14 protein-coding genes are annotated in these 19,841 nt (G+C 72.7%); 8 read left to right on the forward strand and 6 right to left on the reverse strand.

Annotation, left to right across the window (positions count from 1 at the left end):
* Positions 1 to 34: 34 nt before the first annotated feature.
* Complete coding sequence (locus ACESMR_RS05300; protein ID WP_373045696.1) at positions 35 to 2,242, forward strand: PQQ-dependent sugar dehydrogenase; 2,208 nt, start codon at positions 35 to 37, stop codon at positions 2,240 to 2,242.
* Between the two features lie 70 nt (positions 2,243 to 2,312).
* Positions 2,313 to 4,544, forward strand: coding sequence for a PQQ-dependent sugar dehydrogenase (locus tag ACESMR_RS05305; protein ID WP_373045698.1), 2,232 nt, complete (start codon positions 2,313 to 2,315; stop codon positions 4,542 to 4,544).
* On the opposite strand, the gene ACESMR_RS05310 is transcribed toward ACESMR_RS05305, so the two are convergent.
* From ACESMR_RS05310 to ACESMR_RS05325, 4 genes are all read right to left on the reverse strand, one after another.
* Positions 4,541 to 4,828 carry a UBP-type zinc finger domain-containing protein gene (locus ACESMR_RS05310; RefSeq protein WP_373045700.1) on the reverse strand — a complete coding sequence of 96 codons (288 nt, stop codon included), beginning with the start codon at positions 4,826 to 4,828 and terminating at the stop codon, positions 4,541 to 4,543. The genes ACESMR_RS05305 and ACESMR_RS05310 overlap by 4 nt on opposite strands.
* Positions 4,829 to 4,873: 45 nt before the next feature.
* The gene (locus ACESMR_RS05315; protein WP_373045702.1) at positions 4,874 to 6,676 is read right to left on the reverse strand and encodes an Hsp70 family protein; all 1,803 of its coding nucleotides are present in this window, start codon (positions 6,674 to 6,676) and stop codon (positions 4,874 to 4,876) included.
* A gap of 3 nt (positions 6,677 to 6,679) precedes the next feature.
* Positions 6,680 to 7,255, reverse strand: coding sequence for a DUF2760 domain-containing protein (locus tag ACESMR_RS05320; protein WP_373045704.1), 576 nt, complete (start codon positions 7,253 to 7,255; stop codon positions 6,680 to 6,682).
* 221 nt (positions 7,256 to 7,476) lie between these two features.
* Positions 7,477 to 7,968 carry a hypothetical protein gene (locus ACESMR_RS05325; RefSeq protein WP_373045705.1) on the reverse strand — a complete coding sequence of 164 codons (492 nt, stop codon included), beginning with the start codon at positions 7,966 to 7,968 and terminating at the stop codon, positions 7,477 to 7,479.
* Positions 7,969 to 8,127: 159 nt separating this feature from the next.
* Here ACESMR_RS05325 and ACESMR_RS05330 point away from each other — a divergent pair, with 159 nt between their 5' ends.
* The 3 genes from ACESMR_RS05330 to ACESMR_RS05340 all read left to right on the forward strand — a co-directional run bounded on the left by ACESMR_RS05330 (position 8,128) and on the right by ACESMR_RS05340 (position 13,305).
* Positions 8,128 to 9,900 (forward strand): calcium-binding EGF-like domain-containing protein, encoded by a 1,773-nt coding sequence (locus ACESMR_RS05330; RefSeq protein ID WP_373045707.1) that lies wholly within the window; start codon positions 8,128 to 8,130, stop codon positions 9,898 to 9,900.
* A gap of 65 nt (positions 9,901 to 9,965) precedes the next feature.
* Positions 9,966 to 12,152: a hypothetical protein gene (locus ACESMR_RS05335; RefSeq protein ID WP_373045709.1), complete on the forward strand. Its 2,187-nt coding sequence runs from the start codon at positions 9,966 to 9,968 to the stop codon at positions 12,150 to 12,152.
* A 160-nt stretch (positions 12,153 to 12,312) separates the two neighbouring features.
* Positions 12,313 to 13,305: an SDR family oxidoreductase gene (locus ACESMR_RS05340; RefSeq protein ID WP_373045711.1), complete on the forward strand. Its 993-nt coding sequence runs from the start codon at positions 12,313 to 12,315 to the stop codon at positions 13,303 to 13,305.
* Here the strand turns inward: ACESMR_RS05340 and ACESMR_RS05345 are convergent.
* Positions 13,302 to 15,374: a heavy metal translocating P-type ATPase gene (locus tag ACESMR_RS05345; RefSeq protein ID WP_373045713.1), complete on the reverse strand. Its 2,073-nt coding sequence runs from the start codon at positions 15,372 to 15,374 to the stop codon at positions 13,302 to 13,304. The two genes, ACESMR_RS05340 and ACESMR_RS05345, sit on opposite strands and share 4 nt — an antisense overlap.
* Before the next feature lie 170 nt (positions 15,375 to 15,544).
* Between ACESMR_RS05345 and ACESMR_RS05350 the strand changes: the two genes are divergently transcribed.
* Genes ACESMR_RS05350 through ACESMR_RS05360 form a run of 3 tightly spaced genes read left to right on the forward strand, consistent with a single transcriptional unit; the run spans position 15,545 to position 18,752 of the window.
* Positions 15,545 to 15,859 carry a hypothetical protein gene (locus ACESMR_RS05350; RefSeq protein ID WP_373045715.1) on the forward strand — a complete coding sequence of 105 codons (315 nt, stop codon included), beginning with the start codon at positions 15,545 to 15,547 and terminating at the stop codon, positions 15,857 to 15,859.
* On the forward strand, positions 15,856 to 17,310 hold the full coding sequence (locus ACESMR_RS05355) for a TolC family protein (protein ID WP_373045718.1): 1,455 nt from the start codon (positions 15,856 to 15,858) through the stop codon (positions 17,308 to 17,310). Before ACESMR_RS05350 ends, ACESMR_RS05355 begins: the two co-directional genes overlap by 4 nt.
* Positions 17,307 to 18,752 carry a multicopper oxidase family protein gene (locus ACESMR_RS05360; RefSeq protein ID WP_373045720.1) on the forward strand — a complete coding sequence of 482 codons (1,446 nt, stop codon included), beginning with the start codon at positions 17,307 to 17,309 and terminating at the stop codon, positions 18,750 to 18,752. Before ACESMR_RS05355 ends, ACESMR_RS05360 begins: the two co-directional genes overlap by 4 nt.
* A 10-nt stretch (positions 18,753 to 18,762) precedes the next feature.
* Here the strand turns inward: ACESMR_RS05360 and ACESMR_RS05365 are convergent, their stop codons facing one another.
* Positions 18,763 to 19,839: a DMT family transporter gene (locus ACESMR_RS05365; protein WP_373045722.1), complete on the reverse strand. Its 1,077-nt coding sequence runs from the start codon at positions 19,837 to 19,839 to the stop codon at positions 18,763 to 18,765.
* Between the last annotated feature and the right edge of the window lie 2 nt (positions 19,840 to 19,841).

Consider the following 19,841-nt stretch of genomic DNA (forward strand, 5'->3'; position numbering starts at 1 on the left):
CTGCTAGGCTCCCGGCCTCTGCGGGGGTTGAGCGATGCGGCAGTGGTGGCTCTGGTTGGTTCTGGCGTGGGTCGGTTGCGGCGCCTGCGCGAAGGAGCCGGCGCACGTCGCGGCGCCCGGTGGGAGCGGCGGCACAGGTGGATCGGGCGGTGGCGGCGGCGGTTGCTTCGAAGAGCCGGACGGCACGCCCGCGGCCCACGGCCTCGACAGCAGGCCCGCGAACCCCACCTGCATCGCGCCGGCGCGGCCCCGGAGCGAGGCGGCGGTGGCGCTCGAGCGCGCCTTTCCCGCGCTGCAGTTCACGAGGCCGGTCGGCCTCCTCCAGCCGCCGGGCGATCGCTCCTGGTTCTGGGTGGTGGAGCAGAACGGCCGCGTCCTCCGCTTCGCCAACGAGGAGGGGGCAGCGAGCGCCGAGCCGGTGATCGATCTGCAGGAGCGGATCGACGCCCGCCCGATGGAGGGCGGCCTCCTCGGCCTCGCCTTCCATCCGCGCTTCGAGAGCAACGGGCAGGTCTACCTCTCCTTCACCGACCAGGGGCCGAGCGGGCTGCGCTCGGTGATCGCGCGCTACGTCTCTGCAGACGGTGGCGCCACCCTCGATCCCGCCTCGGAGTCGATCGTCCTCACCGTCAATCAGCCCTACGCCAACCACAACGGCGGCCACGTCGCCTTCGGCCCCGACGGCATGCTCTACATCGGCTTCGGCGACGGCGGCAGCGGGGGGGATCCGCTGGGGAGCGGGCAGGATCTGCGGTCGCGCCTCGGCAAGATCCTCCGGATCGACGTCGACGCCGGCGCGCCCTTCGCCGTCCCCGACGACAACCCCTGGGCAGGCGGCGGGGGCGACCCGACGATCTGGGCCCATGGCCTGCGCAACCCCTGGCGCTTCTCCTTCGACCGGGCCACCGGCGATCTCTGGGCGGGGGACGTGGGGCAGAACGCCTGGGAGGAGGTCGACCGGATCGTCCGCGGCGGAAACTACGGCTGGAACGTGCGCGAGGGCGCCCACTGCTACGACGCGGTCACCTGCGAGACGGCGGAGCTGATCGATCCGGTGGCGGAATACGACCACGGACAGGGCCAGTCGATCACCGGCGGCTTCGTCTACCGGGGCGCGGCGATCCCGGCGCTCGCCGGCGTCTACCTCTACGGCGATTTCTCCTCCGGCAGGCTCTGGGGCCTCTTCTCGGACGACGAGGGCGCAGCGGCGCCCCGGGTGCTGATCGAGAGCACCGGCCTCGCCATCTCCTCCTTCGCCGAAGATGCGGAAGGCGCGCTCTACCTCCTCGATTGGATCGGCGGCGGGATCCACCGCATCGTCCCCGCCGGCGCCACGGCTCCCGACGCCTTCCCGGCGAAGCTCTCGGAGACGGGCTGCTTCGACCCGGCAGATCCCACCGTGCCGGTAGAGGCGCTCCTGCCCTACGACGTGATCGCGCCGCTCTGGTCGGACGGAGCGGAGAAGAAGCGCTGGTTCGCCATCCCCGACGGCACGTCCATCGGCCTCCTGCCCGATGGCGACTTCGACTTTCCCCCGGGCTCGGTGCTGGTGAAGGAGTTCCGGCTGGGCTGCGAGCGGGTGGAGACGCGGCTCTTCGTACGCCACGAGGACGGCGGCTGGGCCGGCTACAGCTATGCGTGGAACGAGGCGCAGACCGACGCGGAGCTCCTGCCCGCCGGTGCGTTGCGGACCTGGGGCGAGCGGAGCTGGGAGCACCCGAGCCGCGCCGACTGCATGCGCTGCCACACCGCCGCGGCAGGCTGGGTGCTGGGTGTGGAGCAGGCGCAGCTCGATCGCGAGACCCGCTGGCCCGGGGGCAGGCGGGCCAACGTCCTCGCCACCCTCGAGCGTCTCGGCCTGCTGCAGGGAACGGCCGAGGTGGTGCCGGCCCTCGTCGATCCCCACGGCGATGCGCCGATGGCGGATCGGGCGCGGAGCTACCTCCACGGAAATTGTTCGGGATGCCACCGTCCGGGCGGCGGCGGCCAGGGCGTGCTCGATCTGCGCATGGGCACGCCGTTCGCGGAAGCGGGCCTCTGCAACGTGCCACCGCAGGAGGGAGAGCTGGGCCTCGCCGATCCCCGTCTCGTGGCGCCGGGCGCACCGGAGCGTTCGATCGTCGCAGTGCGCATGGAGCGCCTCGGCGCCGGACGGATGCCGCCCGTCGGCTCCGGCGTCGTCGACGAAGCGGGCCTCGCGCTGGTGGAGGATTGGATCCGGGGCCTGCCGTCGTGTCCCTGACGCCGCGCCCGTCTGAGCGGTTCCAAGGCCCCGCCAGATGCGTAGGCTCCCTTCGCACCTGGGAGGTCGCATGGGGGTAGGACGTTGGCTCGCGCTCGCAACGCTGGTCGTCGCATTTGCATGCACGGAGGGGCCCTCGCACGCAGGCCAGACCGGCGGATCCGCCAGCACCGGCGGTAGCGGCAGCGGTGGCACCGGAGGCAGCGGCGGCATCGGAGGGAGCGGCGGCGGCACCGCAGGCACCGATTGCGCCGACGAGCCGGCGGGAACCCCTGCGCCCTTCGGCCTCGACAAGCGGCCCGCCAATCCCACCTGCCTCGCCCCGCCCCGCCCGCAGGCAGCCGCTGCTGCGGTGCAGCTGCGCCGCGTCTTCCCGGCGCTCCGCTTCGATCAGCCCCTGCTCCTCCTCCAGGCGCCTGGGGACGGCAGCCACTGGTACGTCGTGGAGAAGGAGGGACGCGTCTTCCGCTTCGAGGCGCGGGAGGACGTGCAGGACGCGGAGATTTTCGTCGACCTGCGGGGCCGCGTCTCGGCGGGCGCCAAGGAGGCCGGCCTCCTCGGCATGGCCTTCCATCCCGACTGGCCGGGGACGCCGGAGGTCTTCTTCTCCTACACCTCGAGCAGCGGCGGCTTCCACTCGGTGCTCTCGCGCTTCCGCACCACGAGCGGCGGCACCAGCGTCGACGCGGGCAGCGAGGAGCTCGTCCTCGCGGTGGACCAGCCGCGCGACTACCACAACGGCGGGCACATCGTCTTCGGGCCGGACCGGATGCTCTATTTCGGCCTCGGCGACGGCGGCCTCGGCAACAACAGCCGCGACGATCGGCTGCTGCTCGCCAGGCTGCTCCGTCTCGACGTGATCGGCGGCAGGCCCTACGCCATCCCCGCCGACAACCCCTTCGTCGGTGGGCCGCTGCGGCCCGAGGTCTGGGCGAGCGGCTTCCGCAATCCGTGGCGCTTCTCCTTCGATCGGGAGACGGGAGCGCTGTGGCTCGGCGACGTGGGCCAGGAGATGCGCGAGGAGATCAACCGGGTCGAGCGGGGCAAGCACTACGGCTGGAACGTGCTCGAAGGGACGACCTGCCACAAGGAGTCGAATTGCGATCCCAGCCCCTACGTGCCGCCGGTGATCGAATACGACCGGCGGCAGGGGCAGTCGGTCACCGGCGGCTTCGTCTACCGCGGCAGCGCGCTGCCGGCGCTGCAGGGCTGCTACCTCTACGGCGACTTCGTCACCGGGAGGGTCTGGTGCCTCTTCCCCGGCGACACCGATCCCGAGCTGCTGATCGAGAGCGGCCTCTACCTCGCCACCTTCGGTGAGAGCGCGGACGGCGAGATCTACACGGTCGATCACTTCGGAGGCGGTCTCTACCGTCTCGACACCATCGACGGCGCTGCGGGCCGCTTTCCGGGCAGGCTCTCCGAGACCGGCTGCGTCGACCCCGCCAACCCGCGGGCTCCCCTCCCCGGACTTGTTCCCTACGGCGTGAACGTCCCCCTCTGGTCCGACGGCACCCACAAGGATCGGTGGATGGCAATCCCCGACGGCACCGTGATCACGGTGGCCGAGAACGGGCATTGGGAGTTCCCGATCGGCACCGTGCTGGTGAAGAACTTCCGCTTCGGCTGCAGGCTGGTCGAGACCCGCCTCTTCGTCCGCCACGACGATGGTGGCTGGGCCGGCTACACCTACGAGTGGAACGAGGAACAGACCGACGCCTTCCTGCTGGCCGACTACAAGGAGGTGCAGGTCGGCGAGCATGCCTGGGCGTTCCCGAGCCGGGCGCAGTGCATGCAGTGCCACAGCGCCGCTGCGGGTCGTAGCCTCGGGCCGGAAACCGGGCAGCTCGATCGCGAGGTCGTCTGGCCCAACGGCAGGCGCTCCAACTTCATCGACACCGTGGTGCAGGTGGGCCTCGTCGACGCGATGCCCGATCGCAGCGCCGGCCCGTACGCTGACCCCGACGGCAGCGCCCACGTAGAAGCCCGGGCGAAGAGCTACCTTCACGCCAACTGCTCGAGCTGCCACCGGCCCGGCAGCACCGGCCAGGGCGCCGCCGATTACCGCTACTCCACGCCGCTCGCGGAGATGGGGATCTGCGACGTGGAGCCGGAAGGCGGCGACTTCAACGTGCGGGGCGCCAGGCTCCTCGTCCCCGGCTCGCCGGAGCAGTCGGTCATCCCCCTGCGCATGCGGGCACTCGATTCGACCCGCATGCCGCAGGTGGGCACCAAGATCGTCCACGAGGCGGGCGTGGCTGCGGTGGAGGATTGGATCCGCTGGCTGGACGCCTGCCCCTAACGCGACTCCTCGAGCGGCACCTGCGGGAGCAGGAAAATCTCGTCGAGGTAGCAATAGGACCACTGGTCGTGGGGCTCGATCGACTGCACCAGGGGATGCCCCGTCTCCAGGAAATGGCGCATCGCGTGCCGGTTCTCCGAGCTGTTGCAGCAGCCCACGTAGCCGCAGGTCAGGCAGAGGCGCAGATGCACCCAGGCGCCGCCAGACGCCACGCAGCCGCCGCATTCCCGGCTCGCCGGGCGCGCTGCCTGCACCTCGAGCAGGTGGGTACAAATCGTCTCCATCCGGGGAAAATGGAGACATCCCCGTGGGACCGCAATCCCACGGAGCTATTCGGCGCGCACGTTGTACTCGAGCTTCCAGCGCTTGCCGCTGGCGGGATCCACCGCAGCGAGTTCGAGGGTGCCCACCTCCGTGTAGCGGGCGTGGAGCTGCACGCCGACCACCTGTCCCGCAGGTCCCTCGAGGGTGGTCTCGATCGGCGAGAGCTCCTCGAGCTCCGCCGGATCGACCCGGGTGGCGACGGGATCGTCGCGGCGCGCGGAGGAGGCGTAGAACTGGAAGAGCGCCGGCTCGCCCACCACGAGGCCGAGGACGTCGGGGAGCGTGGTCTCGCTCCCCTCCTCCATGCCGAAGGGGGCGACGCATACCGCGTCGATGCGCGGCGACACGCCGGGCACGGCGAGCTCCGCCCGCTCGATCCCCACGTAATAGGAGCGCGCGGTGCCGCCGCGGATGCGCACGCCGCGCCCGGTGCGAACGCGGCCGTAGTAAGCGGCGCCCCTGGCGACGGCGAGGTCGGGATCGGCGCCCTCGAGCACCTCGAGGCCGGCGCCGCCCTCCGCCTTCACCCAGGCGTCGAGGACCTCGACGATCCGATCGCGGAGGACGGGCGCCTTGGTCACGCCGCCGTTGAAGAGCACGGCGGTGGGGTGGAGGAAGCTCTTGCCCTCCGCGTGCACCGCGGCGGGGAGGGCCGCTGCCGCGCCGATCTGGCGCCCGAGGAAGGCGGCGAGGTGCCGCGTCACCGCGGGATCGCTGGCGTAGGGAAGGCCCAGGGTGGTGAGGCCCATGCGCCGCGGGGCCTGCGGGCGTGCGCTCGCCTCCACCACCGGGAAGAAGCCGTCCACCAGGGTGCGGGTCAGCTCGTCGCGGGTGAGCTCGGTGCGGATCGAACCGCCGATGAGCTTCGAGCCGCGGCCCGGCACCACCACGGGGAAGGCGCTCTTCGCGGGATCGGCGAAGAGCTCCTCCTTGGCGACGCGGCAGCCGTAGGTGAGCGCGCGCATCTGCCAGTCGTCGAGCCTCTTCCCCTCCGCCTCGAGGCGCGTCCGCACCGCGTAGGCGAGGGCGAGATCCATGTTGTCGCCGCCGAGGAGGATGTGATCCCCCACCGCGACGCGCTGCAGGTGGAGCGATCCCGCCTCCTCGCCGACGGCGATGAGCGAGAGGTCGGTGGTGCCGCCGCCGATGTCGACACAGAGGATGAGATCGCCGACCTGCACCTGCTTGCGCCAGCCCTCGCCGCTGGCGGCGAGCCAGGCGTAGAGCGCCGCCTGCGGCTCCTCGAGGAGGGTGAGCCGCTCGCCGATCCCCGCCTCGTGCGCCGCCTCGGCGGTGAGCTCCCGTGCCACCGCGTCGAAGGAGGCGGGCACGGTGATCACCAGCTCCTGCTCCTCGAAGGGCGCGTCGGGGTGCGCCGCGTTCCAGGCCTCGCGGAGGTGGCGCAGGTAGCGCGAGGAGGCCTCCACCGGCGAGACCTTCGGCACGTCCTCCGTCGACGCCCACGGCAGGATCGCCGCGCGGCGGTCGACGCCAGCATAGGAGAGCCAGCTCTTCGCCGAGGAGACGAGGCGGCTGGGGACGCTGGCGCCCTGCTCCCGGGCGAAGGCGCCAACGGCATAGGACCGCGCGGGATCCCAGGGCAGCGCCAGCGATCCGGGCGGCAACTCCACCTCGCCGGGCAGGTAGAGGAACGAGGGGAGCAGCTCCCGCTCGCCGAACTCGCCGGCGTGCACCACCTGCGGGATGGGCTGCACCGCAAGCGTGGCTGCGGCCTCCTCGTCCAGCGGGATCGCGGCGAGCGCCGAGTTGGTGGTGCCGAGATCGATGCCGAGGGCGTAACGCGCCATGGATTAGAGCTCCACCTCTGCAGGTGCGATCACGTGGACGTCCTGGCCCTCCGGCGGCGGGGGCAGCTTCACCTGGGTGGCGCGCCAGCCTGGGTGGGCCAGCGTGCCGCGGAAGGGCGGCTTGCCGCTGACGTTGCCGGTGAGGCGGATCGCGCCGGGGTCGAAGCCCTCGGGGACCACGATTGGGCTGCCTTCCGCCTCGGTGCGGACGGGGGCCAGGGTGAAGTATTGGTGCACGGCCTTGCGGCAGCCCTCGTGGACGATGCGCGCGGCGGCGCCGACCTGGTCGTCGGTGGCTGCGGCGACGTCCTCCTGGAGGAAGTCGACGAAGCGGCCGTCGCGCTGGAGCACGGCGAGGAGGTGGAGCGCCTGGGCGACGTCGGGCTCCTTCGGCGCCGCCGGGGCTACGGGCGCGGGCTTCTTCTCCTCGGGCGGCGGCGCGGCGGGCAGCGCCGTGGGCGCTTCGCCGGTGAGGGCCTGCTCGACCCTCCACGCGGCGGCGGCGTCGAAGAGGACCTTGAACGGCAGCCAGAAGAACATCCAGAGGCGGGTCATGAACCCGAGCTGTCCAGCTTCCATGGCGCTCCCGCGCGAAGAGGCCGCAGCGGGCCCCAGGCGATGATGGCGAGGCGCCGGGAAAGGTGTGGTGGGGACGCCTCGAAGGTCCCGCTTCCTACCGCTCCGCCGCCCCGAAGGCCAGCGAAAGGACTGCCTGTTCGCCGCCGTACAAGCGAAGCGGCGGACGCTCTCGAGGAGCGCCGCCGCTTCCGGGGTCCCGCCCCCTTCCAGCTCTCCGCGGATCAGCCGCCCTGCGGGGCGGGCGCAGGCTGGCTGCCCTCCGCCTTCTGCTTCCCCTTCATCATCGGACAGCCCTGCTCCATCCGCTGGGCCAGAAGCTCCGCTGCGTCGCGGACCTGGTCGCGCGCCTGCTGGTCGCCCTGGGGCGCATCGATCCGGATGACCGCGCCGCGGTCGGTCTCCTCCACCTGCACCGTGGCGCCGGCCTGGCCGAGGTCCATCACCGGGCAGCCGCCCATCGCGGCGCCGGGGCATGCGGCTGTGCCGTCGCCCTGGTGCATCGGGCAGTCGGCCGGGCATCCATCCGCTGCAGCGCCCTTCCCCGCCATCTTCCCCGCCATCTGCGCGTGGCCCGGGCAGGCGGCGGCGCCGTCGCCATTCTGCTCCACCTGCGCCGGCTGCTGCGTGGTGGGCTCGTCCTGCGCCGCTGCAGGCCCTGCCACTGCCAGGCCCACGACCATCGCCCCGATCATGCCCCAGAGATTCCTCCGCATGCTCCCTCTCCTCCACGTCCTTGGGTGTTGCGGGGAATGTGGGGTGCGACGGCAGCGGTGTGCAGCGACCCGGCGGACCGTCGTGGGACGGGCGAGCGGAGGGTTGCGCTCGATCACTTCACGTGGTGTGGTCAGGTCCATCGACCAGGGGAAGATGTGATGCGGCGGCTTGGAGGGCTCGTTCTGCTGGTGGCCGTGGCGGCGTGCGGCGACACGATGGGCGAGGCTGCGCCCGGCGGCAATGCGGGGCACGGCGGCAATGCGGGCTACGGCGGCAGCGGCGGCCATGCGGGCGATCCCTGCGCCACCGTCGACTGCGGGCCCCACGGCACCTGCAACGATGGCACCTGCAGCTGCGACGAGGGCTGGGCCGGCGCCCACTGCGGCGATTGCGCCCCCCACGACCTGGCGCACGAAGGCAGCTGCGTCCCCGGCTGCGCCCTCCACGGCTGCGACGCCCACGAGATCTGCGACGAAGCGACGGGCCTCCCGGCGTGCAGCTGCGCCCCGGGTTTCGCCGATCACGGCGAAGGCTGCACCTGGGTGGGCCTCGTCCACGACGGCGAGTTCACCGATCCCGCCGCCTGGCACGTTGCCGGCGGCGCCACCGTCGATCCCGCCGGCGGTCGCGAAGGCCATGCAGGCGAGGCGCGGGTCGCCGGCGCGGATCTCTGCGGCGCCTGGTCGATCGGGCAGCCCTTCACGCTGCCGCCGATCGACGCGAGCGGTCCCCTCCTCCTCCGCTACGCCAGCCGCACCACACTGCAGACGGTCGACGGCCCGGTGCCCGCCTCCGCCACCGCCCGCATCACCGTCGGCGAGGAGACGCTGCTCGGCCCCTGGCCGCATTGCGGCTGGACCGAGCACGCGGTCTGCCTGGGCGAGAGCGCCCACGCCGCCGGCGGCCTCACCTTCGCCAGTGGCAGGCCAGGCGGGAATTGCAGCGACGAGACGCTGCAGATCGACAGCGTCTCGATCGAGCCGGCGCCGCACCTCTGCCCCGGCCCCGGCACCGTGCGGGACGGCTCCTTCGACGACCCCGGCGCCTGGCTGCCCACCGGCCCCGCCGCCGTCGCCGGCGGCACCGCGAGCCTCATGCCTGGCTGCGACGGCTTCGCCTCGGTGGAGGGAAGCCTCTCCGCTCCCGTCGCCCCCGCGTCCCTCGAGCTCACCTTTACCGGCAGCGCCGGCGCGCTGCTCGGCGTCGAGCTCGACGGCTTTGCGGCAGGTACCGTACGCGGCACCGGCAGCGCCGCCACCGCCCGGATCTGCCTGCCGGCGTGGGCGGCGGGCCACGTCGTCTCCCTCGACCTGCAACTCGCCGATCGCGCGGATTGCACCGCCCCGCAGACGTTCTCGATCGAGTCGGCGGCGGTGATCCCCGACGCCACCTGCGCCCGCCGCTCCCTCGAAACCTTCGAAGACGAGGCAGGCTGGCTCCTCGTCGCGGAGCGCGGCGGGTCCCTCGCCCGCACCACCGATCCCCAGCGCGTCCGCACGGGCAGCGAGGCCCTCGCCTTCGACGCGTCGGCAGGCTGCGGCACGGGCGTCGCGCGCGCCACCGCGACCATCCCCACCATGCACGGAGGCGCGGGCCCCGCGCTGCGCTACTGGTACCGGACCGACGGCGCCGTAGCCCTGGGCGGCCCCGGCCGGCTCCCCTGGGAGGCCGGCGTCTGGGCCGAGCAGGTCACCTGCCTCGACGCGCACCACGCAGGCGAGCTGGTCGACGTCGCCATCTCCTTCCACACCACCGCCGGCCACTGCGACGCCCTCGCCTCGCCGGCGCAGGCGAGCCTCGACGACGTCGAGGTCACCCTCGATCCCCGCTGCGACGGCACGCCCGACATCGGCGAGCAGGGCCAGCCGGGCACCGGCGGCGGCGGCACCTCGCAGCTCATCTGCATGGACCCCCAGCGTCCGCCGCTCTGAAAGGCGGGCACCTCGATCCCGCCACGCTGGCCGTGGTAGGGGAGAATCCTCTCCTGGGGGTTTCGATGCGCATCCACGTGGGGCTTCTGCTCGCGGTGTCCGTGTTCCTTGCTACCGCCTGTGCAGGCGACGAGACGGCCACCGGCGACGAGATGGCGAGCTGCGCGCTCGAATGTGGCGCCAACGGCACCTGCGCCCTCCTCGACGGCGCGCCGGTCTGCCATTGCGACGAAGGCTTCGCCGGCGCCAGTTGCGAGCGCTGCGCGGCGGGCCACGTCGGGGAAGGCTGCGCGCCCTGCCCGGCGGGAACGGTGGCGCGCGACGGCGCCTGCGTCGCGCTCTGCATCGGTGACTCGCTCGACTGCGGCGCCGCCGGCGTCTGCGTCGACGACGTGGCGGGCCCCGCCTGCATCTGCGACGAGGGCCACGAGGGCGAGCGCTGCGAGGGCTGCGCGGACGGCTGGGACGACGCGGACGGCGAGGGCAGGTGCGAACGCGTCTGCCCCGAGGGATACGCCGGCGAAGCGTGCGACCTCTGCGCCGCAGGCCACCAGGACAACGACGGGGACGGCACCTGCACGCCAGGCTGCGGAGCGGCAGCCCTCCCCTGCGGCCCCGGCGGTATCTGTGTCGACGGGAGCGGCACTGCCACCTGTCGCTGTGACGAGGGCCACGCCGGCTCGACCTGCAAGGAATGCGAAGCAGGCTGGCAGGACAACGACGGTGACGGGCGCTGCCTCCCCGATTGCACCACCACCGCCGTCGCCTGCGGCGCACACGCGGTCTGCACCGACGCGGAGGGCGTCGCCACCTGCGTCTGCGGCGTCGGCTACCTGCCGACGCCGGAGGGCTGCACCTGGGCCGGCGGCCCCGTCGACGGCGGCTTCCTGGAGGAGGGCACCTGGACCGCGAGCGGCGCTGCCAGCGTGGATACCGCGGCGGTCGGGGCCGAGACCCGCGGCGCAGCCACTCTCGATCTCCGCGATTGCGACGTCTCCGGCAGGATCTCGCAGGTCTTCCCGATGCCGCACCCCGAGCAGGCGGAGCCCCTGGCCCTAGTCGCCGCCGCCAGGCAGGAGGGCAGCTCCTTCGGCCTCGCCAACACCATCGATGTCGCCGTGGGGGGCCTGCGGCAGACCTTCGTCGGCTGGCTCTCCACCGGCTTCGCCGACGCCTCCCTCTGCCTCGGCGAACGTGCCTTCGGCGGCGACGTCGAGCTCGCCCTGCTCGCGCCCGCCCTTTGCTCCGATCGCGGCCAGCTTCTCGTGGACGACGTGCGGATCGAGCCCGCCTCGTACCGCTGCCCCGCGTTCGCCACGGTGCTGAACGGCTCCTTCGACGGCGGCCACCACGGTTGGCTCCTGCAACCCAGCCCGTCCGGCACCGCTCGCATCGGTTTCGGAGAGGCAGGGGATCCCGGCGCCTCCGCCTTCCTCGACGCGAGCAGCCGCTGCTCCAACACCAGGCTCACCGGCAAGGTCTCGGTGCCCCTCGCCACGCGAGTCGCCCATCCGGCCCTCGAGGTCCACTACCTGGGCGGCAACGGCGCCCGCGCCGCCGTCAGCCTCGGCCGGTACGCCGCCGGTACCCTCGAGGGGACCGGAACCGAGCGCATCGCGCGGATCTGCCTCCCGCCGGGACGCGACGGCATCGTGGACGACCTCGTCTTCGTTCTCGACGGTGGCACGGGTGCCTGCGACGGCGTGGCGATCGGCGAAAACTGGGTCGCCATCCGCTCGCTCGCCGTGGTGGACGAGCCCGATTGCACCGTGAGCGACGGCCTGCTCGACGGTGGCCTCGAAGTGAGCGCCCCGGACCTCTCCGGCAGCCCGGGCTGGCGCTTCGCCGTGGCCCCCAGCGGCCACGCCGCTCGCATCCACGGCGCGGCCACGGCCCACAGCGGCAACGGCGCGCTCCGCTTCGCGGCGGGTGTCGGCTGCGGTGCCACCGAGGTGTCGACGACGGGCATCCTGCCAGCCGCCGAGGCTGGCGCCGGCCCCGCGGTGCGCTTCTGGTACCGGACGGAGGCCTTCGCTTCCTCGTCCTTCCAGATGGACGGTGTCGACTACGCCGCCAGCGAGACCTGGACCGAGGTCACGCACTGCCTCCGGCAGCGACCGGTCGCCGGCGAGGCCTACGAGCTCCGCTTCCGGCACTGGGCCGGGGGCACGTGCAGCGCCGCCAACTCCTCCGCCGTCTGGCTCGACGACGTCCGCCTCGTCAACGCCGCCGCCTGCGCGCCGGCACCGTAGGCGGGGATCGCCGCCTGCACGCCAGGCGAGCCGGCAGGCGCCCGCCTCCTGCGATCCGCCGCCGCCGTGTCGAAGCTTGGATCGAGCCGGCGCGCGCTGCGCGCGCTGCGCGAGCAGCCAGCTGCCCAGCGGGCGGCTGCGCCGGCACGGGAGGCGCGGGATGGGCAGGCACAAGCCGGAGATCGTGGTGGTGACGGGGGCGTCCGCCGGCGTGGGCCGCGCGGTGGTACGCCAATTCGCCAGGCGGGGGGCCTGGGTAGGTCTCGTCGCCCGCGGCATCGACGGCCTCGAGGGTGCGAAGCGCGACGTCGAGGCGCTGGGCGGCAAGGCGCTGGTCCTCCCCTGCGACGTCGCCGACGCCAGGGCGGTGGAGCAGGCTGCCGACGAGGTCGAGCGCGAATTCGGCCCCATCGACATCTGGGTGAACAACGCGATGACCTCGGTCTTCTCGCCCTTCATGGAGATGGAGCCCGGCGAGTTCGCCCGGGTGATCGAGGTCACCCTCCTCGGCTACGTGCACGGCACCCGCGCCGCCCTGCGGCACATGATCCCGCGCAACCGCGGCCACATCGTGCAGGTGAGCTCGGCTTTGGGCTTCCGCAGCATCCCGCTCCAGTCGGCCTACTGCACCGCCAAGCACGGCATCCTCGGCTTCACCGAGTCGGTCCGCACCGAGCTCCTCCACGACGGCGTCGACGTGACGCTGACCATGGTCCACCTCCCGGCGGTGGACACCCCGCAATTCGGCTGGGTGAAGACCCGGCTGCCGCGCCGGGCGCAGCCGGTGCCGCCGATCTTCGATCCGGACGTGATCGCCCGGGCGATCTACCGCGCTGCACACATGCGGCGGCGCGACGTCACCGTGGGCTTCTCCGCCCTCAAGGCGATCTTCGGCGACAAATTGGCGCCGCGCTTCGCCGATCACGTGGCGGCACGGACCGGCTGGGACGGGCAGATGACCGATCAGCCCGATCCGAAGGACCGCCCCTTCAACCTCTGGAAGCCCGTGCCCGGCGACCACGGCGCCCGCGGCTCCTTCGGCCAGCGCGCGAAGAAGCACAGCCCGCTGACCTGGCTCAACCTCAACCGCCACTGGCTCGTGGGCGGCCTGGCGCTCCTGGGCGCCGGCGGCCTCGCCGCCCGCAGGCTCTAGATCGGATGCCGACGGAGCAGCTGCGCGTTGGCGGCGACGATCACGGTGCTCGCCGACATGAGCACCGCGCCGACGGCGGGGTGGAGCACGATCCCCTGCCCCGCCAGCACGCCTGCGGCGAGCGGGATGGCGACGATGTTGTAGCCGGCGGCCCACCAGAGGTTCTGCACCATCTTCCGGTAGGTCGCCCGGCTCAAGGTGACGATGCGGGGCACGTCGCGCGGATCGCTGCGCACCAGCACCACGTCGCCTGCCTCCACCGCCACGTCGGTCCCGGCGCCGATGGCGATCCCCACGTCGGCGGTGAGGAGCGCGGGCGCGTCGTTCACGCCGTCGCCCACCATCGCCACGCGCTTGCCCTGCGCCTTCAGCTCCCGGATCTTCTCCACCTTCTGCTCGGGGAGGACCTCGGCGTAGACCCGGTCGATGCCGAGCTCTGCCGCCACCGCGTCGGCGACGGCCCTGGCGTCGCCGGTGAGCATCACCACTTCGATCCCCGCGTCGTGCAGGCTGCGCACCGCCTCCCGCGACTCCTCGCGGATCGCGTCGGCGATGGCGAGGACGGCGAGGGCCCGCCCCTCTTCGATGAGATGGATCGCCGCCTGGCCCCGCCGCGCCGCTTCGTCCGCCGCCTGCCGCAGCGACGGATCCTCGACGACGCCGAGCTTGCGCAAGAGCGCCGGTCCGCCCACGAAGAGGCGCCGACCCTCCACCGTCGCCTGCACGCCGTGGCCGGGGGTCGCAGCGAACGCGGTGGCAGCGGGCAGCGTGATGCCCCGCTCCTCCGCCGTCTGGACCACGCCGCGGGCGACGCTGTGCTCGGAGTCGCGCTCCACCGCAGCGGCGAGGCGCAGCGCCTCGTCTTCGCTGGTGCCGGCGACCGCGTGGATCGCGACCACGCGGAACTCGCCCCGCGTCAGCGTGCCGGTCTTGTCGAAGACCACGGCGTCGAGGAGCCGCGCCTCCTCGAGGCCGCGCCTGTCGCGGACGAGCAGGCCGCCCCGCGCCGCGAGCATCGTCGAGATCGCCACCACCAGCGGCACCGCGAGACCGAGGGCGTGGGGGCAGGCGATCACCAGCACCGTGACCAGTCGCTCCACGGCGAAGGCGCCGGTGGCGCCGAGGAGCAGCCAGACCACGAGCGTGAGGGCGCCGGACCCGATCGCGACGAGGGTGAGGAAGAAGGCGGCGCGATCCGCGAGGGCCTGCGCCCGGGAGCGGGAGGACTGGGCCTGCTCCACCAGGCGCATGATCCCGGAGAGGGCGGTCTTCTCGCCGGTACCGGTGACCTCGACCCGCAGCGAGCCGGCACCGTTCACCGTCCCCGCGATCACCCGGTCGCCGGCCTCCTTGTCCACGGGCTTCGACTCGCCGGTGATCATCGCCTCGTTCACGGAGCTGGTTCCCTCGCGCACCACGCCGTCTGCGGGCACGCTCGCCCCCGGCCGCACCAGCACCCGGTCGCCCTCGTGCAGCGCGTCGATCGCGACCTCCTCCTCCCTGCCGTCGACGAGGCGTGTGGCGGTCTGGGGGAGGAGCTTCGCCAGCTCGCGCACCGCGCCGCTCGCCTGGGAGATCGAGCGCATCTCGATCCAGTGGCCGAGGAGCATGATCGTCACCAGCGTGGCGAGCTCCCACCACAGCTCCATGCCGGGAAAGCCCAGGGTGACGGCGAGGCTGAAGCCGAAGGCCACCGTGATGGCGAGGGAGATGAGCGTCATCATCCCCGGCAGCCTGGCGCGCAACTCGCGGGCGGCCCCCTGAAGGAAGACCCAGCCGCCGTAGAAGAAGACGGCGGTGCCGAAGATGGCCGGGATCCAGCGGCTGCCCGGAAAGATCGGGGCGCGGTAGCCGAACCACCCCTGCAGCATCTCGGTCCAGATCAGCGTGGGGATGGTGAGCAGCAGCGATACCCAGAAGCGGCGGCGGAACATGGCGACGCTGTGGCCCGCGTGTTTGTCGGGGGCGTGGCCCTCGTGCCCTCCGTCCCCTCCCGGCACCTCCGGGTGCGTCGGGTAGCCGGGCTCCACCGCGTCGTGTGCCGTACCGTGGCCGTGCTCGGGGCCCATCACCAACCTCCCGCGCCGGCAACGAGCCGCCGCCTCTCGCGCCTCGGGTGGGGACGGGAGGGGGCGGCGTCCACCCCCGCGGGGTGGAACGAGGGCTCCCCGGATGGGCGGGGTTGCGAGTCCAGCGATCGGCCCCACTATCCGCCCGTCCCCGTGAGGAAGGAGAAAGGATGCGGACCCGCCTCCTCGCCCTGCTCTGCCTGCCCGCAGCTGCAGGCTGCGCCGGCACGCCGGAGCCGCGGCCCGCGGCGATCGATCCTGCCAATCCGGAGGCACCGGAAGCGCCGCCGGTGGAGCCGCTCGAGGCCTTCCGCAGCGGCCCCGCCACCCTCGACCAGCCGCTTCTGCCGGCGGCGCAGGAAGAGGCGCCCCCTGCAGGCCACGAGGGCCACGGCGCGCAGGAAGAGGCCCCGCCAGAAGGCCACGAGGGCCACGGCGCGCAGGAAGAGCCCCAGCCCGACGAACACCGGCACGAAACGCCATGAAGCGCCTCCTCCTCCTCCTCCTCGCCACCACCGGCTGCGCGACCTTCTCGCCCGAGCGCGGACACGATCAGGTGGAAGCCCTCGTGCAGGAGCGCACCGGCCTGCAGACGGGCTGGGGCGAGGGCGAGCCCGGCGCCGAGGACATCGCTGATCGCGTGGAGAAGCTCCTCGCCGAGGGGCTCACCAGGCAGCGCGCCATCGAGATCGCCCTCGTCAACAACCCCGAGATCCAGGCGACGTACGCGGGCCTCGGCGTCTCCCAGGCCGATCTCGTCGACGCAGGCCGCATCTCCAACCCCGTGATCGAGGGGAGCGTCGGCTTCCCGATCACGGAGAGCGAGAGCGATCGGATCGAATACGAGGCCTCGATCGTCCAGAACTTCCTCGACCTCTTCGTGCTGCCCCTGCGGCAGCGGGTGGCGAAGGAGCAGTTCATCGCCGACACGGTGCAGGTCGCCCACGAGACCCTCGGCCTCGCTGCCGAGGTGAGCCGCGCCTTCAGCCGCTACCAGGCCGCCGATCGCATGGTGGAGCTGCAGCGGCTGGTGATGCAGGCGGCCCTCGGCGCCGCCGCGGAGATGGAGGCCCGCTTCCGGGCGGGCAACGTCACCCAGCTCGATCTCGACATCGAACGCGCCGCCTACGAGCAGGCGCGCGCGGAGCTCGCCCGCGCCGAGCTCGAGCGGATCGAGGCCCGCGAGGAGCTGAACCGCCACCTCGGGCTCTGGGGGCAGCGGACGGCGTGGACGCTGGCAGAGCCGCTCCCCGAGATGCTCCCCGAGGAGCCGCTGCCGGAGAAGCTCGAGTCGCTCGCGATCCGGCAGCGCCTCGACGTCGACGCCGCCCGCAAGCAGTACCTCCTGCTCGAGAACGCGGTCGGCGTGGCGAAGTCGAGCCGCTACTTCGGCTTCATCGAGATCGGCGTGCACATCCACCAGGATCCCGACGGCCCGCGGCTCTTCGGGCCGACGCTGGCGCTCGAGCTCCCGATCTTCAACCAGCGGCAGGGCACCATCGCACGCCTCGAGAGCCAGCAGCGACAGGCGGCGCGCAGGCTCGACGCGCTCTCGGTCGGAGCCCGCGCCGCGGTCCGCACCTCGGCGGCGCGGCTGCAGGGCCTGCGGCAGATCGTCGATCACCAGCGCAAGCTGCTCCTGCCGCTGCGCGAGCGGATCGTCGAGGGAATGCAGCTCCAGTACAACGCGATGGCGATCGGCATGGCGGAGGTGATGGAGGCGCGGCGGGAGCAGATCGAGGCCTACCGCGCGTACGTCGAGACGGTGCGCGACTACTGGATCGAGCGCGCGGAGCTGGAGCGGCTGGTGGGCGGCAGCCTGCGCCCGCCGCCGCGGGACGGCCCCGCACCGCAGCGGCTCGAAGAGCTGCCCGCGGGCGAAAGACCCGACGCGGCGGGAGAGGAAGAGCACCACCAGCACGAGGCCACGCCATGAGCCGGACGCAGCCCCCCGCCCCCCTGCCACCCGACGAGACGCCGCAGGATCCCGAGCGGCGCCGCCTCCTCGGCACCGGCCTGGGTGTCGCAGGCGCCCTGCTCCTCGGGGCACGGGAGAGCGCCGCGCAGGCAGCCGAGCCGACGGAGAACGTGCCCGGCGCCCGGGCGCCGCGGCAGGGCTCCGCGGCCGCCACCGCCAGCGGCACCGCCAGCCAGCGCTGGATGCGCCCGGGCGTGCCGGGGCGCGACTACCTGCCGGTAGAGGTGCCCAACGGCAGCAAGCTGCCCTGGAAGATCGTCGGCGGCGTGAAGGTCTTCCACATGGTGGCAGAGCCCGTGGAGCACGAGTTCGCACCGGGCCTGCAGGCGACGTGCTGGGGCTACAACGGCAAGGTGCACGGGCCCACGATCGAAGTGGTCGAGGGCGATCGCGTGCGCATCTACGTGACCAACCGCCTGCCCGCGGCGACCACCGTGCACTGGCACGGGATCCTCCTCCCCAACGGCATGGACGGCGTGGGCGGCCTCAACCAGCGGGCGATCCCGCCTGGCGAGACCTTCAAATACGAATTCACCATCCGCCAGTGGGGCACCAACCTCTACCACTCCCACCACGACGAGATGACGCAGATCGGGATGGGGCTCACCGGCCTCTTCCTCTCGCATCCGCGTCGGCCCAGCGGCCCGCGCGTCGACCGCGACTTCGCCATCCTGCTGCACGAGTGGAGCGTGGAGATCGGCACGGCGCGGCCCAATCCGAACGAGATGACCGAGTTCAACGTCCTCACCATGAACGCACGGGCCTTCCCCGGCACCGAGCCGCTGGTGGTGCGCACGGGGCAGCGGGTGCGGATCCGCCTGGGAAATCTGAGCCCGCAGAACCACCACCCGATCCACCTGCACGGCTACCAATTCCGGATCACCCAGACCGACGGCGGGCCGATCCAGCCGTCCGCGCAGATACCGGAGACCACGGTGCTGGTGCCGGTCGGCAGCACGCGCACCATCGAGTTCGTCGCCGACGAGCCCGGCGACTGGGCGCTCCACTGCCACATGACCCACCACATGATGAACCAGATGGGCCACGACGCGCCGAACATGGTGGGCGTGGACACCCGCGGCCTCGCCCGCCTCGTGCAGCCCCTCCTCCCGGGCTACATGCCGATGGGCCAGGTGGGCATGGCCGGCATGGAGAAACACATGGAGCAGATGCCCGTGCCGCCCAACAGCATCCCGATGAAGGGGCTCCAGGGAAAATACGACTACATCACCATGGGCGGCATGTTCACGGTGCTCAAGGTCCGCGACGGCATCCGCACCTACGAGGATCCCGGCTGGTACGACGTGCCGGCGGGCACCCTCGCCGATCGCGCCGATCCGGCGGAGCTCGAGCGCGACGGCATCGATCCGGCTGCACCGCAGGCGCCCGCCGCGGGCTGACGGCGCACGATCAGCGCCGGAGCGGTCCGTGCCGGTGCCGGTGGTGCAGGTCGGAGAGGTGCGGGTGGTCGTGGGTGATGGGCACGTGGCGGTGCTCGTGGCTGTGCGGCTCGTTCACCGGGCCCTCGTGGTGGTGGCGGTGATGCTCGTCGTGCACGTGGAGGTGCTCGTGCACCAGCGCCTCGTGGGTATGCACGTGCGCATGCCGCGCCCGCAGCAGGGTCCACACGCCGAGGGCCATCGCCGCCCCGCCGGCCCAGTCGGCAGGTGCGAGCCGATCGCCGAGCAGAACCACCGATGCCAGCGCGCCGAGGAAGGGGGCGGTGGCGAAATAGGCGGCCTCCCGCGCAGCGCCGAGGATCCGCAGCGCACGCAGATCGAGCACGATGCTGAGGCCGTAGCCTGCCGACCCGAGCAGGAGGGCGACGAAGGTCGTCTCCGCCGGTGGCAGGCGCTGGCCGAGCGCCAGGGCGATCGCGAGCATGCAGCCGCCGGCGCCGAGGGTCTTCACCACCACCACCGCGACGGGATCCCTTAGCGAGAGCCGCTGGGTGAGGTTGTTGTCGGTGGCCCAGGCCAGGCAGGCGCCGGACAGCGCGGCGACTCCGATCCAGTCGCCGCGGAGCTCACCGGGCCGGATGGCGAGGAGGAGCGCGCCCCCCACGATCGCCGCTGCGCCCACGAGCTCCCGGCGCCCGAGGTGCTCCCGAAAGACGAGGAGCGCCATGACGATGGTGAAGGGGGCCTCGAGGTTGAGGAGGAGCGACGTGCCCAGCGCCGACAATCGCTCCAGCCCGGTGAGCATCAGCACGGGGCCCACGATCCCGCCGGTGAGCACGACGCCGAGCAGCAGGGGCACGTCCGAGCGCCGGAGGGCGGCCTCCTTCGAGCCATGCAACGCCAGGATGCGCCGGGCTCCACCGAAGACGAGCAGGCCGATGCCGCCGCCCAGGTAGAGCAGCGCCGCCAGCACCAGCGGGCCGGTCTCCTCGAGCAGGGGCTTGGAGAGCGGCGCGGTCAGGCCGAAGAGCGCCGCGGCGCCGAGCCCCATCGCTGCACCGGTCCAGGGTTTCTCGGAAGGACGCACGG

Source organism: Vulgatibacter sp. (assembly GCF_041687135.1).
In the GTDB taxonomy this organism is placed as follows: Bacteria; Myxococcota; Myxococcia; order Myxococcales; family Vulgatibacteraceae; genus JAWLCN01.

Bases quoted from the DNA above. Each gene is read 5' to 3' on its own strand.
- ACESMR_RS05315 (WP_373045702.1), bottom strand. From the start codon at position 6,676: ATGGCGCGTTACGCCCTCGGCATCGATCTCGGCACCACCAACTCGGCG.
- ACESMR_RS05360 (WP_373045720.1), top strand. From the start codon at position 17,307: ATGAGCCGGACGCAGCCCCCCGCCCCCCTGCCACCCGACGAGACGCCG.
- ACESMR_RS05335 (WP_373045709.1), top strand. From the start codon at position 9,966: ATGCGCATCCACGTGGGGCTTCTGCTCGCGGTGTCCGTGTTCCTTGCT.
- ACESMR_RS05345 (WP_373045713.1), bottom strand. From the start codon at position 15,374: ATGGGCCCCGAGCACGGCCACGGTACGGCACACGACGCGGTGGAGCCC.
- ACESMR_RS05330 (WP_373045707.1), top strand. From the start codon at position 8,128: ATGCGGCGGCTTGGAGGGCTCGTTCTGCTGGTGGCCGTGGCGGCGTGC.
- ACESMR_RS05310 (WP_373045700.1), bottom strand. From the start codon at position 4,828: ATGGAGACGATTTGTACCCACCTGCTCGAGGTGCAGGCAGCGCGCCCG.
- ACESMR_RS05325 (WP_373045705.1), bottom strand. From the start codon at position 7,968: ATGCGGAGGAATCTCTGGGGCATGATCGGGGCGATGGTCGTGGGCCTG.
- ACESMR_RS05305 (WP_373045698.1), top strand. From the start codon at position 2,313: ATGGGGGTAGGACGTTGGCTCGCGCTCGCAACGCTGGTCGTCGCATTT.
- ACESMR_RS05300 (WP_373045696.1), top strand. From the start codon at position 35: ATGCGGCAGTGGTGGCTCTGGTTGGTTCTGGCGTGGGTCGGTTGCGGC.
- ACESMR_RS05340 (WP_373045711.1), top strand. From the start codon at position 12,313: ATGGGCAGGCACAAGCCGGAGATCGTGGTGGTGACGGGGGCGTCCGCC.
- ACESMR_RS05320 (WP_373045704.1), bottom strand. From the start codon at position 7,255: ATGGAAGCTGGACAGCTCGGGTTCATGACCCGCCTCTGGATGTTCTTC.
- ACESMR_RS05350 (WP_373045715.1), top strand. From the start codon at position 15,545: ATGCGGACCCGCCTCCTCGCCCTGCTCTGCCTGCCCGCAGCTGCAGGC.
- ACESMR_RS05355 (WP_373045718.1), top strand. From the start codon at position 15,856: ATGAAGCGCCTCCTCCTCCTCCTCCTCGCCACCACCGGCTGCGCGACC.